Raw genomic sequence first — 15,992 nt, 5'->3', positions numbered from 1 at the left:
CGCACCCTAAACTCGCTCGCCCTCGGCGACGTGGTGGGCGGGGGCCTGGGCGTGGGCGTCGCGGGGGCGGGGGGGGGGGGGGGGGGGGGTGGGGTGCTGCTGTGCGGCGCGGCGACCGCGGGCCCCGGGCCCCTCTTCTTCGTGGGGCTGATCGTCCCGCACCTGTGCCGGCTGCTCATCGGCGTCGACCACCGCTGGCTGCTGCCGTTCTCCGCGCTGACCGGCGCGTGCCTGCTCATCGCCGCCGACGTGCTCGGCCGGATCGTGGCCCGCCCCGGCGAGATCGACGTCGGCATCATCACCGGGCTGCTCGGCGCCCCGTTCTTCATCGTCCTGGTCCGCCGGCGGAAGGTGCGTGAGCTGTGAGCACCGACGCGGCGACGGCGCCGGCGGTCGAGGCCGTCGAAGTCGTCGCCCGCGGCCGCGTCCGCCGCGCCGCGCGCCGGCGGCTGGTGGTCGTCGTGCTCGCCGTCCTGGTCGTCGCGGTGTTCGCGGCCACGCTGATGGTCGGGCGGACGTCCTACCCGCCGGGCGACGTGATCCGGGTGGTCCTCGGCGAGGACGTGCCCGGCGCCTCCTTCACCGTCGGCCGGCTGCGCCTGCCGCGGGCGGTGCTCGCGGTCGTGGCCGGGCTGTCCTTCGGCCTCGCCGGCGTCACGTTCCAGACGATGCTGCGCAACCCCCTCGCCAGCCCCGACGTCATCGGCATCAGCACCGGCGCCAGCGCCGCGGCCGCCTTCGCCATCGTCGTCCTCGGGTGGTCCGGCACCGCGGTGTCGGTCACCGCGATCGTCGCCGCGCTCGCCGTCGCCCTGCTGGTCTACACCCTGGCGTTCAAGGACGGCGTCGTGGGCACCCGGCTCGTCCTCATCGGCATCGGCGTCGCCGCCATGTCGACGAGCACCACCTCCTACGTGCTGTCCAAGGCCGGCGCCTGGGACTTCGCCGAGGCGCTGCGCTGGCTGACCGGCAGCCTCAACGGCAGCACCTGGGAGGCGGCCGTGCCGGCGCTGGTCGCCCTCGTCGTGCTCGGCCCCGTGCTGCTCGCGCAGACGCGCGACCTCTCCGCGCTCGAGCTCGGCGACGACACCGCCTCCGCGCTGGGGACCCGCGTCGAGCGGACCCGGGTCGTGGCGATCGTCGCGGCGGTCGGCCTGATCGCCTTCGCCACGGCCGCCTGCGGCCCGATCGCCTTCGTGTGCTTCCTCGCCGGGCCCATCGCGGCGCGCCTGGTCGGCCCGAACGGCTCGCTGCTCGTGCCGGCCGGGCTGGTCGGGGCGCTGCTGGTGCTCGTGGCCGACCTCGTCGGCCAGTTCGCCCTGGAGACCCGCTACCCGGTCGGCGTGGTCACCGGCGTGCTCGGGGCCCCGTACCTGATCTACCTGATCGTCCGCACCAACCGCGCCGGAGGCTCGCTGTGACCGACACCCGCTCGCTCGCGGCGGAGGACCTCACGCTCGGGTACGGCGAGCGGACCGTCATCGAGGACCTCGACCTGGTCGTCCCCACCGGGGAGATCACGGCCATCGTCGGCGCGAACGCCTGCGGCAAGTCCACGCTGCTGCGGTCGATGTCGCGCCTGCTCGCGCCCCGGACCGGCCAGGTGCTGCTCGACGGCCGGTCGGTGCACCGGATGCCCGCCAAGGAGCTCGCCCGGACCCTGGGCCTGCTCCCGCAGTCACCGATCGCGCCGGAGGGCATCACCGTCGCCGACCTGGTCGGTCGCGGCCGCAACCCGCACCAGGGGATCTTCACCCGCTGGCGACAGGAGGACGACGCCGCGGTGGCGGCGGCCCTGGAGGCGACGCAGACGACGGCCCTGGCCGACCGCGCCGTCGACGAGCTCTCCGGCGGCCAGCGCCAGCGGGTCTGGATCGCCATGGCACTGGCCCAGCAGACCGACCTGCTCCTGCTCGACGAGCCGACGACGTTCCTCGACGTCGCCCACCAGATCGAGGTCCTCGACCTGCTGACCGACCTCAACCGCACCCGCGGGACGACGATCGTCATGGTCCTGCACGACCTCAACCTCGCCGCCCGCTACGCCGACCACCTCGTCGCGCTCGCCGACGGGCGGATCCACGCGGCCGGGACGCCGGCGGAGGTGCTCACCGAGCAGACCGTGCGCGCCGTCTTCGGGCTCGACAGCCGGGTCGTCGTCGACCCGACGTCGGGCAAGCCGCTGATGCTGCCGATCGGCCGCCACCACACGACGACGACGCGGTCCCCGGAGCCCGCGTCGGGACCGGCCGCGTCCCGGGCCTGACCGTCCTACGGTGCCCGCATGGACGACGAGGTCCGGTCGGCGCTCGGTGCCTCCCGCTTCGCCCCGCTGTCCGGCCCGGCGGTCCGAGGACTGCTGGCGCAGGCCCGGCTCGTCGAGATCCCGGTGGGCGCGATGCTGCACCGGGAGGGGGAGGACGCCGAGCACCTGGAGCTCGTGGTCGGCGGCCTGGTCCGGGCCTTCGTCACCGCTCCCGACGGCCGCACGCTGACCATCCGCTACTGCCGGCGCGGGGCGCTGATCGGCGCGGTGTCGATGTACGCGTCCGGCTTCCGGGTGCCGGTCGGCATCCAGGCGGTGGTGCACTCGCGGCTGCTGCTGCTCTCCCCGGATGTGGTGCGGCGGGCCGCGCTCCACGATCCGCCGGTGATGGAGGCGCTGCTGGGGGAGCTGGCCGATCGCACGCTGGCCTACATCCACGAGATCACCGGCAGCGCGTTCTCCAGCGTGCGCGAGCGCGTCGCCCGCCACCTGCTGGACCTGGCGGCGCAGGAGGTCGCCGGCCCGGGCCCGGCGCCGGCGACGCTCCGGGTCGCCGTCAGCCAGCGCCAGCTGGCGGAGTCCGTCGGCACGGTCCGGGAGGTCGTGGTGCGGGTGCTGCGCGAGCTGCGCCGGTCCGGCGCGATCCGCACGCACCCGGACCACATCGACATCCTCGACCCGCTCCTGCTGAGCCAGGAGGGTGGAACCGGGGTTCCTGACACGACCGCCCGCTGAGCCCACACTGCCGCGCATGACCACCTACCTGCTGGTGCACGGCGGCTTCACCGACGGCTCGTACTGGGCCGACACCGCGGCCGCGCTACAACGCGCTGGGCACCGGGTGCTCGTGGCCGAGCTGCCCAGCACCGGGCCGGACCCCGAGGGCCTGGGGGATCTCGCCGACGACGCCGCGGAGGTCCGCCGGCTGCTGGACGCGGCCGGTGAGCCCGTGGTGCTCGTGGGGCACTCCTACGGCGGCGTCGTGCTCACCGAGGTCGCCGACCACCCGGCCATCGCGCACACCGTCTACGTGGGCGCTTTCTGGCCCGAGCGCGGCCAGACGATCCTGGAGTCCGAGGGCGCCCGCGCCGTCGCGGACTACGTGCAGATGACCGCGGACATGACCGCCGCCCGGATTCCCGACTGGGAGACGGCGCGCCGGCACCTGTTCGCCGACGTGCCGGAGGCTACGGCCCGGGAGGCGTTCGCCCGGCTGGGCTACAGCAGCGGTGCGGCCGTCACGCAACCCTGCGCGGCCCCCGACCGGCACCACCCGACGACCTACGTCGTGCTCGAGGACGACCTCGCCCTGACGGCGGCGTCGCAGGAGGTCCTGGCGCGCAAGGCCGACCACGTGGCGCGGCTGGCCACGTCCCACTCGCCGATGCTCGCCGATCCCGAGGGCCTGGCCGCGACCCTGTCCCGGGTACCGGTCGCGGTGGGCTGAGGACCGGTCGCGACCTCCTCCGGTGCCGGTGCGGCGGGAGCGGGTGGGTGCCGCCCCTGACCGTCACCCTGGACCGGCGTGCCGGCGAGCTGCTCGGCCGCGACCCGCTCGCGGTGCTGCTCGGCATGCCCCTGGTCCAGCACGAGCGTGTCCCGGGTCCGTGCCGGTGGCGGACGTACGTGGCTCCGCCGGGAACGGATGACCGAGCCCTGGGGACCGCCGCGCTGCCGCGACGTCATCCCGTGCGCCGACACCGCGCCCGGGACCAAGGGGGTGGCTGAAGGCCGGGCGGTTCATACGGCGAGGGTGACGTGCTGGCTGCGCGGCGCGGGTTGTCCGGCCTCTCCGTCCCTGGCCTTGCCGTCGAGCTCTGGGAGCCCTCATGCCGCTGACCGAGTACGAGCCCGGAACGACCTTCCCGGGCACCATCAGCCGCACCACGGACGGGTCGACACCCGCGTGGCCGCAGCCGGTGCGCGCCGTGCCGGGTGCCCCGAACGTCCTGGTCATCGTCCTCGACGACACCGGGTACGGGCAGCTCGGCTGCTACGGCAGCCCGATCGCGACCCCGAACCTCGACGAGCTGGCGGCGAACGGGTTGCTCTACACGAACATGCACACCACGGCGCTCCGCTCGCCGTCGCGGTCGTGCATCGTGACCGGCCGCAACCACCACGCGAACGCGATGGCGGCGATCAACGAGATCGCCACCGGCTATCCCGGGTACAACGGCAACATCCCGTTCGAGAACGGGTTCCTCTCGGAGATGCTGCTGCAACACGGCTACAGCACCTACCTCGTCGGCAAGTACCACCTGCTGCCGTCGGAGCAGGAATCCGCGGCCGGACCGTTCGACCGCTGGCCGCTCGGCCGCGGTTTCGAGCGGTTCTACGGGTTCCTCGGTGGGGACACCAGCCAGTGGCACCCCGAGCTGGTCCACGACAACCACCAGGTCGACCCGCCGCGCACGCCGCAGGAGGGCTACCACCTCACCGAGGACCTCGCCGATCGGGCCATCGACTTCATCGCCGACGCCAAGCAGGTGGCCCCGCACAAACCCTTCTACCTGCACCTGTGCTCGGGGGCCACGCACGCCCCGCACCACGTCCCCCGCGAGTGGGCCGACCGGTACGCCGGGGCGTTCGACGACGGATGGGACGTCTACCGGGAGCGGGTCTTCGAGCGGCAGAAGCAGCTGGGCGTCATGCCCGCCGAGGCCGAACTCTCCCGCCGCGACCCCGATGTCCCGGACTGGGACGAGTTGTCCCCGGAGGCCAGGCGGCTGTACAGCCGCATGATGGAGGTGTTCGCCGGCTTCCTGTCCCACACCGATCACCACATCGGACGGGTGCTGGACTTCCTCCGCGAGACCGGGGAACTGGAGAACACCCTGCTCATGGTGGTCTCGGACAACGGGGCCAGCGCCGAGGGTGGGCCCACGGGCACGCCGAACGAGCTGCAGTTCTTCAACAACGCCCCGGAACCTCTCGGTGACGTCGTCTCCAAGCTCGACGAGCTCGGCAGCGAGACCACGTTCAACCACTACGCCTGGGGGTGGACCTGGGCCGGCAACACGCCGTTCCGCCGCTGGAAGCGCGAGACCTACCGCGGCGGGGTGAGCGACCCGTTCGTCGTCCACTGGCCGGCGGGCATCGCGGCGAGGGGGCAGCTCCGCACGCAGTTCGCGCACATCATCGACATCGTGCCCACCGTGCTCGAGGTGCTGGGCATCGAGCCGCCGAAGACGATCCGCGGCGTGACCCAGGCGCCGCTGCACGGTACGAGCTTCGCCTACACCTTCGACGCCCCGGACGCGCCCACCCGGCACCACACGCAGTACTACGAGATGCTCGGGCACCGAGCGATCGATTCGGACGGCTGGCGTGCCGTCTGCCCGTGGCCCGGCCCCTCTTTCAGCGAGGCCGGCAAGCCCTTCGGCGTTCCGATCTCCAGGGCCGACCTGGCCGACCTGGACGCTCACCACTGGGAGCTCTACCACGTCGCCGAGGACGTCACGGAGAACCGGAACGTGGCCGACCGGCACCCGGACAAGCTCATCGAGCTGATCGCCCAGTGGTACGTCGAGGCCGGGAAGTACGACGTCCTGCCCATCGACGGCAGCGGAACGGCCCGGATGATGACCGAGCGTCCACAGGTCGCCGAGCCTCGGGACACGTACGTCTTCCGGCCCCGCACCTCGGCGGTGCCGTACTTCGCCGGGCCGCGGTTGCTCAACCGCCCGCACAGCATCACCGCCGACGTGGAACTGACCGAGGGTGCCAACGGCGTGCTGCTGGCCCAGGGGAGCGGGGTCGGCGGGTGGAGCTTCTACCTCGTCGACGGTCGGCCGCACTACGCGCACAACTACCTCGCGCGCCTGATCCACCGGGTGAGCGCCCCGTCGGCGGTGCCGGCGGGCCGGCACCAGCTCCGGTTCGAGTTCGAGCCGACCGGCCGGCCGGACTTCGCCCAGGGGCGTGGCGCGCCGGGACGGGCACAGCTCTACGTGGACGGCGACCTCGTGGCCCAGCAGGAGTTCGCGGTGACGATCCCGATCATCATCAACCCGGGTTCCCTCACCTGCGGCGCCGACCCGGGTTCGCCGGTGACCCCGGACTACCGCGCTCCGTTCCGCTTCACCGGGACCCTGCACACCGTGACCGTCGACGTCTCCGGTGAGCTGATCACCGACAGCGACAGCGGGATGCGCCTGGCGATGGCCCGGCAGTAGCCGGCCGGTCCGCTCGCGAGGTGTCCGCCTCGACTCAGGACGGCGGGTCGAGGAGCCAGTCCAGCTCGACGTCGAACCAGAAGCGCTCCTCCTCCCGGGTCGCCATGGCTTCGGCCAGGCACCGGGCGACCACGTCCGCCGGACGCCGCCGCCACTGCGGATCGGCCTGGAGGGCCTCCGCGACCGCCGGGAGGCGCTCGTCCCGCCCGGCGACGGCGTGTGTGCCCTGCTGGTCCACGCGCGCCCCGTCAGCCGCCGCCAGCGCCATCGCCGTCACCATCTCGACGGTGAGCGCGCGCCAGGGATACCGGGACAGCGACCCCCCGATCGCCTCGGCGACCGGGGTAGGTCCGGCTCCCGGCCGTGGGCGGGACGACGCCGGCTCCTGTGGACCCGCCACGGACGACCTCCGGTCCCGGCCACGTGCGGGCCTCGGCTCGGCGCCCGGCACCTGCCCGGACATCGCCCCGCGCAAACCAGCACCGCCGGAACGGACGTCGCGCCGTGAGCCCATGGGGGAGGATGCGCCGGTGCCGACCGTGACCCTCACCCAGGACCCGCGCGCCGACGAGCTGCTCGGCCGCGACCCGCTCGCGCTGCTGCTCGGCATGCTCTTCGACCAGCAGTTCCCGATGGAGCGCGCCTTCGCCGGCCCCCGCCTGCTGGCCGACCGGCTCGGCGTCGACACCCTCGACGCCGCGGCCCTCGCCCTCGCGGAGCCGGAGGAGCTGGCGAAGCACTTCCAGGGGCCGCCGGCCGTGCACCGCTACCCGGGTTCGATGGCCGCGCGCACCCAGGAGCTGTGCCGGCTGCTGGTCGAGCGCTACGACGGCCGGGCCGAGAACCTGTGGGCCGACGCCCCGGACGGCGCCACGCTGGTGAGGCGGATCGGCGAGCTGCCCGGCTTCGGCGCGCAGAAGTCGAAGATCTTCGTCGCGCTGCTCGGCAAGCAGTACGGCGTGACGCCGGCCGGCTGGCGGGAGGCGGCCGGCGCCTATGGCGAGGAGGGGTCCCGGCGTTCGGTCGCCGACATCACCGGCGCCGAGTCCCTCGCCGAGGTACGGGCGTTCAAGCAGGCGCAGAAGCAGGCCGCGAAGGCGGCCCGGGCCGGCGCCTGAAGGTCCAGCAAGAGGCACCTGCACCGGCCCGGAAGCGGTGGCACGATGGGCCGTGCGAGCCGGACCCCGTCCGCGTGGACACCTCACGCGATCGGCCGGCGGAGGGATGGCACAGCCGTGGCCTCGAGCCGAGAGACCGCACGTTCCCGCCGGGCCGAGCCGGTGCTGATCACCGACGCGCAGCCGAGCCAGTTCGACGAGTACGCCGCCCGCAAGAAGCGCTACGTGCTCACCATGGGCGTCCGCGCGCTGAGCATCGTGGCGGCGGCCGTGGTGTACACCGCGACGCACATCCTCTGGCTGGTGCTGCTGCTGGCCATCCTCGGCACCGTCCTGCCGTGGATCGCCGTCGTCATGGCCAACGACGGGCCGCCGAAGAGCAAGCAGCACGTCAACCGCTACCGCCCCGAGCGCACCCTCGAGACGCCCGACCTCAAGGCCATCGAGCGCTCGCGGATCATCGACGGCTAACGGGCGCCCGCCCGCCCCACCACCCGCGCGGCCAGCGCCAGCCCGGCGTCCAGCGCCGTCGCCGGGTCGCCGTCGGGGTCGGCCAGCCACACCGAGAGCAGCCCGGCGGCGAACGCGTCGCCGGCTCCGGTGGTGTCCACGACCGTCGCAGGGTGCGCCGGCCGGTGCACGACCTGCGCGCCCGACGCCCAGAGGGCGCCGTCGGCGCCCAGGCTGACCGCCGCGCACCGGTGCCACCCGGCGAGCGCGCGGGCGGCGTCGGCGACGTCGCCGCAGCCGGTGAGCAGCAGCGCCTCCTCGGCGTTCGGCAGCACCAGCGTCGCGCCGGCCGTGTCGGCCAGCCAGCGGTCCACGCCGTAGCGGCGCAGCGGTCCGGTGCTTGCCGGGTCCACCGACACGGTGGCCCCGGCCTCGACCGCCGCCGCCAGGGCGGCCAGCCCGGCCGCGCGGGGCCGGTCGTCGAGCAACGTGTAGCCCGACAGGTGCAGGTGACCGCCGGCCGGCAGCGGCGGCACGTCGCCGGGGCGCAGGGCCAGGTTGGCGCCGCGGTCGGCGAGCATGCTGCGCTGCCCGTCCGGCTCGACCAGGCTGACGATCGTGCCGGTGGGGGTCCCGGGCACCGTGCGCAGCAGCGGCTCGACGCCGGCGGCGGCGAGCTCGCCGGCCAGCGCCACCCCGGCCGGGTCGTCGCCGACGCAGCCGGCGAACCGCACCGGGACGCCGAGCCGTGCCAGGTGCACCGCGACGTTGGCGCCGGCCCCGCCGCCGCGCGTGCGGATGGCGGCCGGCCGGTCCGACCCGGGCGCGGGATCGCCGTCCAGGACGGCGACGACGTCGGTGGCCAGGTCGCCGACGACGAGGACGGGGCGCACGGCTCAGCCGGCCCGCAGCGCCGCGGCGATCCGGCCGGCCAGCTCGGCGTTGCGCAGCACCAGCCGCACGTTGACCGCGAGCGTCGCGCCCTCGCTGGCCCGGTGCAGGTGGTCGAGCACGAACGGGGTGACCGCCTTGCCGCGCACGCCGGCGGCGTCGGCCGCGGCGAGCGCGTCGGCGATCACGCGGTCGTGCAGCGCCGGGTCGAGCTGCTCGTCGTCCGGGAGCGGGTTGGCGACGACGACCGAGCCGGCCGCCAGCTCGCGCCGGGCGGCGAAGACGGCGGCCGCCTCCGCGGGGTCGTCCACCGACCAGTCCAGCGGCGAGCCGGAGTCGGCGACGTAGAAGCCGGGGAAGGTCGTCGTCCGGTAGCCGACGACGGTGACCGACAGCGACTCCAGCCGCTCCAGGGTGGCCGGCACGTCGAGGATCGACTTCACGCCCGCGCAGACGACCACGATCGACGTCCTCGCCAGGGCGCCGAGGTCGGCGGACTCGTCGAAGGTCTCGGCCGACTGCCGGTGCACGCCGCCCAGCCCGCCGGTGGCGAACACCTCGATGCCGCTCCGGGCGGCCAGCAGCGCGGTGCTCGACACCGTCGTCGCCCCGGACAGGCCGCGGGCAGCCGCCACCGGCAGGTCCCGGATGCCGAGCTTGGCCAGCCCCGGGTCCCCGCAGATGCGGTCCACCTGCGCCGGCTCCAGCCCCACGTGCGGCACGCCGTCCAGGACGGCGATGGTCGCCGGCACCGCGCCGCCGCGGCGCACGGCGTCCTCGACGTCGTCGGCGGCCTTGCGGTTGTCGGGGCGCGGCAGGCCGTGGGCGAGCAGCGTGCTCTCGAGGGCGACGACGGGGCGTCCGGCGGCGAGCGCCTGTGCCACGTCCGGGGAGATGGCCACCTCGGGGGAGAGGACCGTGCCGGGAACAGGGGAGGAGGGTTGCACGCTGCCATCATGGACGTCGACGAGCGACCGCCGGTCCGCAGGGAGGCACCATGAGCAGCACCGACATCCTCGAGAAGCCCGACGTCCGGGACGCCGACACCGACAAGCCGGACGAGGTGTTCCACTACGTCCGCAAGAACAAGATCGCCGAGAGCGCGGTGATGGGCACGATGGTCCAGGCGCTCTGCGGCGAGGTCTTCCCGGTCACCAAGGCGCCCAAGCCCGGCAGCCCGGTGTGCCCGGCGTGCAAGGAGATCTACGAGTCGCTGCGCCCCGAGTGAGGGTCGGCGGCTGAGTCGCCGAGGCCGAGCTTCCGCGCCTCCGACGCGAGCTTCGCCGCCCGCCGGGCCTGGCGGCGTCGCTCGTGCCGGCGCAGCGGCGCCGGCCAGCGCTGCTGGATCGTCGCGTTGAGCTCGGCGCCGAGCAGGATGCCCATGGCGAAGAAGAAGCAGAACAGCAGCGCCGCGATCGGGGTGGCCAGCGCGCCGTAGGGCAGCGCCGTCACCAGGATGTCGGCGACGTAGGTGCGCAGCACCAGGGCGGCGACGAGCGAGAACGCCACCGCCAGCAGCGCACCGGGCACGTGCCGCCGCCACGGCAGCCGCCGCGGCAGCATGACGTGGTAGAAGCTGGTCAGCACCAGGACGAGGCCCACCACGACCAGCGGCCAGTAGACGGCGTTGATGAGCACGGTCGCGACCGGCCGCCAGGTGCCGGGCAGCAGGTTCACCAGCACCTCGCGGCCGAGCACCAGCAGCGGCAGGGTCAGGACGGCGACGACCAGGCCGACGACGAACAGCCACAGCGCCATCAGCCGGGTCGCGATCGGCCCCCGCACGTCGCGCTGGTCGTAGGCGATGACCGCGGTGTTGATGAACGTGGCGGTGGCCGAGGAACCCGCCCACAGCGAGAGCAGGAACCCGACGCTGACCACGTCCAGCCGGCCGGAACCCAGGATGTCGTTCAGGGTCGGCGCGACCAGCGAGTCGACGACGTCGGGGGTGAGCACCTCCGCCGAGGCGGTGAGCAGCCGGTCCTCGACCTCCTGCACCGACCCGGTGCCGATGAAGGTCCCGAGGTAGCCCAGGCTGCCCAGGAGCCCGATGAGCAGCGGCGGCACCGAGAGGATCTGCCAGAACGACGCCTCGGCCGACAGCCCGAGGATCCGGTCCTGCCACGCCTTGGCCACCGTCCGGCCGGCGACCTGCAGCGGCGTGCGCACCCAGGCCGGCCAGCCGGCCGTGCGGCCGGCGCCGGAGAGGTCGGCGCGGGTCGACCCGGACCCCTCGGCGGGGGTCTCCTCCGTCGTCGGTACCCCGGCCGCGGGGCGGGGCAGGGCGTCCTGCTCGTCCCCGGCGCGCGCCGGGGAACCGCTCGGCAGGACCGCGCTCATGGACCCAGTGTGCACGCGCCCACCTGCGGGGGAGCCGCACCGACCGTCGTCCGGCCTGTCGGTTCCCCCGCAGGGAGGACGGGTCAGCCGCCCGGTGTCGTGCCCGCCGGGGGAGCGGTGCCCTCCGACGTGGTGGGTGCCACCGGCACGCAGCGGATGATGTCCTCGGCCGCGTAGTGGGTGTTGAAGTTCTCGCGCCGGATCTCCGCGCCGGTGTTCAGGTCCTTGAACACCCGGGTCACGGTGATGTCGAAGCCGGTCGAGCCGGACTGCGGCGTGCAGTTCCCGTCGTCGGGCTTCTCGATCACGGCCGGCTGCCGGATGTTGCGCCGGTCGCTGCTGATCGACTCGATCTCGTAGTGCCGGGTGCCCCAGAAGGTCACCGTCAGCGAGTTCGGCGTCCACTCCGTCTGCACGTAGATGCCGGTGTCGGTGTCGTTCTTCCAGACCAGGTCGATCTGGCCCTCGTACACCGTCGCCTCGCGGCCGGCCGGGTAGCGGCTGATGTAGAAGCTGTGCGGCTTGTGGTAGACGTCCTCGAGGCCGGCGAAGAAGACCGCGTTGAACATCGTGGTCGCGAACTGGCTGACGCCACCGCCGACCGCCTGGGTGATCTGGCCGCCGCTGATGACGCCGGCCGGCACGTAGCCCTGCGCGGTGCCGCGCGGGCCGGTGTAGGTGTTCAGGCTGAAGATCTCGCCCGGCCGGACGATCGCGCCGTCCACCTCGGCGGCGACGACGCGGATGTTGGTGCCGCTGGCCTGGCTGGTGAAGTTGGTGGTGAAGGTGCTGACCTGCTCCACGATGCCCAGGGACTGCGCCTGCTCGGTGGTGAAGGACGCCGGCACCGGTCCGAGCTGCGCGGTGAGGGTGCGCGGCGCCGGCGCGGCGAGCACCGGCAGCAGCTGTTCGGCCAGCGCGGCCGGCGCGACGCCGGTGCCGTCGACCGACGGGACGACGGTGATCGCGTCGCCCTGGACCTCGAAGGTGGCGTCCTGCGCCGGGGTGCCGAACTGGCCGAGCTCCTCGCCGAGCTCGCTCTGCAGCGCCGCCGGGTCGAGGGAGACGGCGAGGACGCCGTCCTCCAGGGGCGTGAAGCGCAGCGCCGCCGCGATCGCCGTCACCGGGATCTCGACCGAGGTGGCGCCGTCGTCGCTGACCAGCTCGACCGGCGCGGCGAGCGCGGGCGTCACGGTCTCGTCGAGCACGCGCTGGGCCTCGGCGGCGTCCACCACGGGGGCGTCCACCTCGACCGGCAGCTCGATCGGCTCGGCCGGGTCGGCGCCGGAGGCCAGCGCCGACGTGATCGCCTCGGCGGCGCCCTCCCGGTCGATGGCGCGACCGTCGACCGGCTCGACGAGGGACGCGGTGGTGCCGTCGAGGGCGATGGAGGCCTCGACCGCGGCGACGTCGACCTGCCCGGCGATCGCCTCGACCTGCCCGTCGAGGGCGGCCTCGTCGACGTCGAGCACCGGCTCGACCTCGCGGTCGGTGAAGAAGGAGGTCACCCGGGTCCACGGGTTGAGCGGCTGGTCGTCGGCGACGTCGACGGTGGCGTCGACGTCCAGCGCGATGCCCGCGGTGGCCGGCGAGAGCGTCGTCGAGAAGTCGTCGGCGACGACGGTGTGGTCGGCGGCCACGCGGGCGCCCAGCTCGTCGGTGAGCGTGCGGGCCGCCTCGGCGGGGGAGAGGCCGCCGATCTCGACGCCGGCCACGACGGTGTTGCGGGGGACGTCCCCGGCGGAGAGGAGCACGTCGGCTCCGTAGGCGCCGCCGAGGACCACGACCGCGGCCGCGGGGACCAGCACGGCCTTCCGCCGCCACCACGGGCGCTGCGGGGCGTCGTCGCCGGTGCCGTCCGGGCCGACGCCACCGCCGGTGCCGCCGCCGGAGGGCGGCTCCCCGGGGGTGCCGGGGCCGTCGTCGGCCGGCAGCCGCGTGGTGTCGTCCGTGGGCGGCGCCGCGGGCGGCTCGACGTGGCCGGGCAGCTGCTGGGTCGACCGGTCCTCGTCGGCGACGGGCGCGGCCGCGGCGGAGGGTGCCGCCGCGGGGGCGGGCTCCTGCGGCGCGGGGGTCTCCGGGGAGACCTTCATCCACTCCTTCGAGACCGGCCGCGTGTCATCGGCCTGCTCGACGTACGCCGGCGGCGGGACCGCGCCCGGGACGGGCTCGGTCGCCTGCGGCCCGGGCTGACCCGGGCGGCTGGCGACGGCGGACTGGCCGTGACCGGTGGACGGGCCCCCGGTCGGCGGCGGGGTGCCGGCGGGACCGCCCGAGAGGCGCGTGGTCTCGTCGGGTGCGGCGGCCTGCTCGGCGCCGGCGTGCTGCTGCATGGCGGGGTCGTCCTCGGGTCGCCGTCGTTCGGGCGTCCCCGGAAACGACGGAGCCGCCGGCCCCTCGCCCGCACGGAGCGGGACGGAGGACGCGGCGGCATCGTCGGGAGAGAGCTTCATTGCGGCGCCAAGATAGCGCCTCTCTCACGTTGTGATGCGCTGCTCACCGTCAGTCTCGATGATGTCGACCGCGATGTCACGCAACTTGCTCTCGTACTCACGGGCGTGGTGACCACAGAAGACGAGGTCACTACCGCTGGCGAGCACGACGCGCACCTTGGCCAGGGCGCCACAACGGTCACAGTGGAACGGCACGACCAGGTCGTCGGTGGGCGGGGTCGTCGTCAGCGTCTGGGTCATCTGGGATCACTCGCTCTCTACCGCACGGACCCGCGGCTGCGGATCGGCCTCCTGCACAGCGCCAGGATGGCCCCTCCCATTCCCGCTCCCCGTCCATTCCGACCGGGACTCGCCGGGGGCGGGAACCGGTGGGACGAGAGGGAACGAGCCAGCAGGGGACGTCACTGGTGCGGTGCGTTACTCGGTCGCGCTGGTGGTGCTGTCGGGCTGGGTGGTGCGCACCGGCCGGCGGCCGGTGGGTGGGTCCTCTGCTTGTCTGACGAGGCCCACGGTACGCGGCTTACCCGTGGCCGAGCGGCGTACACCGCCGCCATAGCGCGGACGGGTGAGATCGTGACCGAGTCGAGATCCGGACGGCGCCGGCGCGATGCCGCAGGTGACGGCGGCGCCACGTCCGACCCGGCGCCGCGACCGCCACCGGCGCACCCGCCTCCGCGTGACCGGGCTCACAGACCACGAGGGCCCCGTCCGCCGGTGGCGGACGGGGCCCTGGCGACAGCGGCGTCTGCCGCTAGTCGAGGTAGTCCCGGAGGACCTGCGAGCGGCTCGGGTGGCGCAGCTTCGACATCGTCTTCGACTCGATCTGCCGGATCCGCTCGCGCGTGACGCCGTAGACCTGGCCGATCTCGTCGAGGGTGCGCGGCTGGCCGTCGGTGAGGCCGAACCGCAGCCGGACGACGCCCGCCTCCCGCTCGGAGAGGGTCTGCAGCACGCTGGTCAGCTGGTCCTGCATCAGCGTGAAGCTCACCGCGTCGACCGCGACGACGGCCTCGGAGTCCTCGATGAAGTCGCCGAGCTGGCTGTCGCCCTCGTCACCGATGGTCTGGTCGAGGCTGATCGGCTCCCGGGCGTACTGCTGGATCTCCAGCACCTTGTCCGGGGTGATGTCCATCTCCTTGGCCAGCTCCTCCGGGGTGGGCTCGCGGCCCAGGTCCTGGAGCAGCTCGCGCTGGATGCGGCCGAGCTTGTTGATGACCTCGACCATGTGCACCGGGATGCGGATGGTGCGGGCCTGGTCGGCCATGGCGCGGGTGATCGCCTGCCGGATCCACCAGGTGGCGTACGTGGAGAACTTGTAGCCCTTGGTGTAGTCGAACTTCTCGACCGCGCGGATCAGGCCGAGGTTGCCCTCCTGGATGAGGTCCAGGAACGCCATGCCGCGGCCGGTGTAGCGCTTGGCGAGGGAGACCACCAGGCGCAGGTTCGCCTCGAGCAGGTGGTTCTTGGCCCGCTCGCCGTCGCGGACGATCCAGTTGAGGTCGCGGCGCATCTGCGGGGAGAGCTTCTGGCCCTCCTCCTCGACCTGGCGCAGCCGCTCGGCGGCGTAGAGGCCGGCCTCGATGCGCTTGGCGAGGTCGACCTCCTCCTCCGCGTTGAGCAGCGCGACCTTGCCGATCTGCTTGAGGTAGGCGCGGACCGAGTCGGCCGAGGCGGTGAGCTCGGCGTCCTTGCGGGCCTGCCGCAGCGCCTCGGACTCCTCCTCGTCGTCCCACTCGAAGTCGCCGGACTCGGCCTCCTCCTCGGCGGCCGCGGCGACCTCGCCCTCGGCCGGGCCCTCGGCGACACCGTCGGTGCCGGCGACGACGGCCTCGTCCAGGGCCAGACCCTCAGCGGGGGGCTCGCCGTCGGCGACGGCGGTCAGCACGGCCCCCTCGGCGGCGGGGGAGGGGGCGATGGTCGGCTTGGTGCGCCCACCCGCGGCCTTCGCGGGAGCCTTCTTTCTGGCGGCGGCCTTCTCCGGGGCGACCGCAGCGGTGGCCCGAGGGGCCCGGGTACCGGCGGCGACCGTCCTGGAGCGAGGGGGGGTGCTCGCGGCGGCTGCTTCCGGTGCTGGCTTGTCGGCGGGCACTCAGGGGTTCCTTCCCGTGCTGGGTCGTTCCCCGGGACACCGACTGGTTCCCGGGCAGCGGCCCCGACCGCCGCGCGGCCGCCGGACGGACCCGCGCAGACCGGTACGGCGTTTGACCGGCGGTCGAGCGGGGGATCCCTCCCGGCTGGTGGACGACGGGGTGGGGCTCTCCCATTGTAACGACCGTCAACGGCTATTCCACCGTTC

16 protein-coding genes are annotated in these 15,992 nt (G+C 74.1%); 9 read left to right on the top strand and 7 right to left on the bottom strand.

Going from position 1 to position 15,992, the window contains the following annotated elements:
* The 6 genes from ACI8AF_RS21695 to ACI8AF_RS21670 form a co-directional block, all read left to right on the top strand.
* On the top strand, positions 1–366 hold a 366-nt coding region (locus ACI8AF_RS21695), incomplete at its 5' end, for an iron chelate uptake ABC transporter family permease subunit (RefSeq protein ID WP_456541833.1).
* On the top strand, positions 363–1,421 hold the full coding sequence (locus ACI8AF_RS21690; protein ID WP_456541832.1) for a FecCD family ABC transporter permease: 1,059 nt from the start codon (positions 363–365) through the stop codon (positions 1,419–1,421). The genes ACI8AF_RS21695 and ACI8AF_RS21690, both read left to right, overlap by 4 nt.
* The gene (locus tag ACI8AF_RS21685) at positions 1,418–2,266 is read left to right on the top strand and encodes an ABC transporter ATP-binding protein (protein ID WP_456541831.1); all 849 of its coding nucleotides are present in this window, start codon (positions 1,418–1,420) and stop codon (positions 2,264–2,266) included. Before ACI8AF_RS21690 ends, ACI8AF_RS21685 begins: the two co-directional genes overlap by 4 nt.
* An 18-nt stretch (positions 2,267–2,284) precedes the next feature.
* Entirely contained in the window at positions 2,285–3,001 is a 717-nt protein-coding gene (locus tag ACI8AF_RS21680; protein ID WP_456541830.1) for a Crp/Fnr family transcriptional regulator, read from the top strand.
* 16 nt (positions 3,002–3,017) lie between these two features.
* Positions 3,018–3,713, top strand: a complete 696-nt coding sequence (locus ACI8AF_RS21675) for an alpha/beta fold hydrolase (RefSeq protein ID WP_456541829.1) — start codon at positions 3,018–3,020, stop codon at positions 3,711–3,713.
* A gap of 382 nt (positions 3,714–4,095) precedes the next feature.
* Complete coding sequence (locus ACI8AF_RS21670) at positions 4,096–6,444, top strand: arylsulfatase (RefSeq protein WP_456541828.1); 2,349 nt, start codon at positions 4,096–4,098, stop codon at positions 6,442–6,444.
* A gap of 34 nt (positions 6,445–6,478) precedes the next feature.
* On the opposite strand, the gene ACI8AF_RS21665 is transcribed toward ACI8AF_RS21670, so the two are convergent.
* Complete coding sequence (locus ACI8AF_RS21665) at positions 6,479–6,844, bottom strand: hypothetical protein (RefSeq protein ID WP_456541827.1); 366 nt, start codon at positions 6,842–6,844, stop codon at positions 6,479–6,481.
* A gap of 130 nt (positions 6,845–6,974) precedes the next feature.
* Between ACI8AF_RS21665 and ACI8AF_RS21660 the strand changes: the two genes are divergently transcribed.
* Positions 6,975–7,562: an HhH-GPD-type base excision DNA repair protein gene (locus ACI8AF_RS21660; RefSeq protein ID WP_456541826.1), complete on the top strand. Its 588-nt coding sequence runs from the start codon at positions 6,975–6,977 to the stop codon at positions 7,560–7,562.
* Positions 7,563–7,679: 117 nt separating this feature from the next.
* Positions 7,680–8,033, top strand: a complete 354-nt coding sequence (locus ACI8AF_RS21655) for a DUF3099 domain-containing protein (RefSeq protein WP_456541825.1) — start codon at positions 7,680–7,682, stop codon at positions 8,031–8,033.
* Here ACI8AF_RS21655 and ACI8AF_RS21650 read toward each other — a convergent pair.
* Both ACI8AF_RS21650 and ACI8AF_RS21645 read right to left on the bottom strand, forming a co-directional pair.
* On the bottom strand, positions 8,030–8,905 hold the full coding sequence (locus ACI8AF_RS21650; protein ID WP_456541824.1) for a carbohydrate kinase family protein: 876 nt from the start codon (positions 8,903–8,905) through the stop codon (positions 8,030–8,032). The two genes, ACI8AF_RS21655 and ACI8AF_RS21650, sit on opposite strands and share 4 nt — an antisense overlap.
* A 3-nt stretch (positions 8,906–8,908) precedes the next feature.
* On the bottom strand, positions 8,909–9,850 hold the full coding sequence (locus tag ACI8AF_RS21645) for a pseudouridine-5'-phosphate glycosidase (protein WP_456541823.1): 942 nt from the start codon (positions 9,848–9,850) through the stop codon (positions 8,909–8,911).
* A 50-nt stretch (positions 9,851–9,900) separates the two neighbouring features.
* Between ACI8AF_RS21645 and ACI8AF_RS21640 the strand changes: the two genes are divergently transcribed.
* The gene (locus ACI8AF_RS21640; protein WP_456541822.1) at positions 9,901–10,131 is read left to right on the top strand and encodes a DUF3039 domain-containing protein; all 231 of its coding nucleotides are present in this window, start codon (positions 9,901–9,903) and stop codon (positions 10,129–10,131) included.
* Here the strand turns inward: ACI8AF_RS21640 and ACI8AF_RS21635 are convergent.
* The 4 genes from ACI8AF_RS21635 to ACI8AF_RS21620 all read right to left on the bottom strand — a co-directional run bounded on the left by ACI8AF_RS21635 (position 10,107) and on the right by ACI8AF_RS21620 (position 15,581).
* Entirely contained in the window at positions 10,107–11,243 is a 1,137-nt protein-coding gene (locus ACI8AF_RS21635; RefSeq protein ID WP_456541821.1) for a YihY/virulence factor BrkB family protein, read from the bottom strand. The genes ACI8AF_RS21640 and ACI8AF_RS21635 overlap by 25 nt on opposite strands.
* Positions 11,244–11,326: 83 nt before the next feature.
* Positions 11,327–13,576 (bottom strand): VanW family protein, encoded by a 2,250-nt coding sequence (locus ACI8AF_RS21630; RefSeq protein ID WP_456541820.1) that lies wholly within the window; start codon positions 13,574–13,576, stop codon positions 11,327–11,329.
* A gap of 144 nt (positions 13,577–13,720) precedes the next feature.
* A complete protein-coding gene (locus ACI8AF_RS21625) occupies positions 13,721–13,936 on the bottom strand; it encodes a DUF7455 domain-containing protein (protein ID WP_448627903.1) in 216 nt (71 codons plus the stop codon).
* 511 nt (positions 13,937–14,447) lie between these two features.
* Positions 14,448–15,581: an RNA polymerase sigma factor gene (locus ACI8AF_RS21620; RefSeq protein WP_456541819.1), complete on the bottom strand. Its 1,134-nt coding sequence runs from the start codon at positions 15,579–15,581 to the stop codon at positions 14,448–14,450.
* Positions 15,582–15,992: the final 411 nt, after the last annotated feature.

The sequence above is a fragment of the Blastococcus sp. SYSU D00669 genome, from assembly GCF_054050715.1.
Note: the sequence above shows the minus strand (reverse complement) of the source record. Positions and strands in the feature narration are given on the sequence as shown.

Excerpts from the sequence above, each read along its gene's own strand:
- ACI8AF_RS21635 (WP_456541821.1), bottom strand. The coding sequence starts at position 11,243 with ATGAGCGCGGTCCTGCCGAGCGGTTCCCCGGCGCGCGCCGGGGACGAG.
- ACI8AF_RS21670 (WP_456541828.1), top strand. The coding sequence starts at position 4,096 with ATGCCGCTGACCGAGTACGAGCCCGGAACGACCTTCCCGGGCACCATC.
- ACI8AF_RS21680 (WP_456541830.1), top strand. The coding sequence starts at position 2,285 with ATGGACGACGAGGTCCGGTCGGCGCTCGGTGCCTCCCGCTTCGCCCCG.
- ACI8AF_RS21625 (WP_448627903.1), bottom strand. The coding sequence starts at position 13,936 with ATGACCCAGACGCTGACGACGACCCCGCCCACCGACGACCTGGTCGTG.
- ACI8AF_RS21640 (WP_456541822.1), top strand. The coding sequence starts at position 9,901 with ATGAGCAGCACCGACATCCTCGAGAAGCCCGACGTCCGGGACGCCGAC.
- ACI8AF_RS21675 (WP_456541829.1), top strand. The coding sequence starts at position 3,018 with ATGACCACCTACCTGCTGGTGCACGGCGGCTTCACCGACGGCTCGTAC.
- ACI8AF_RS21630 (WP_456541820.1), bottom strand. The coding sequence starts at position 13,576 with ATGCAGCAGCACGCCGGCGCCGAGCAGGCCGCCGCACCCGACGAGACC.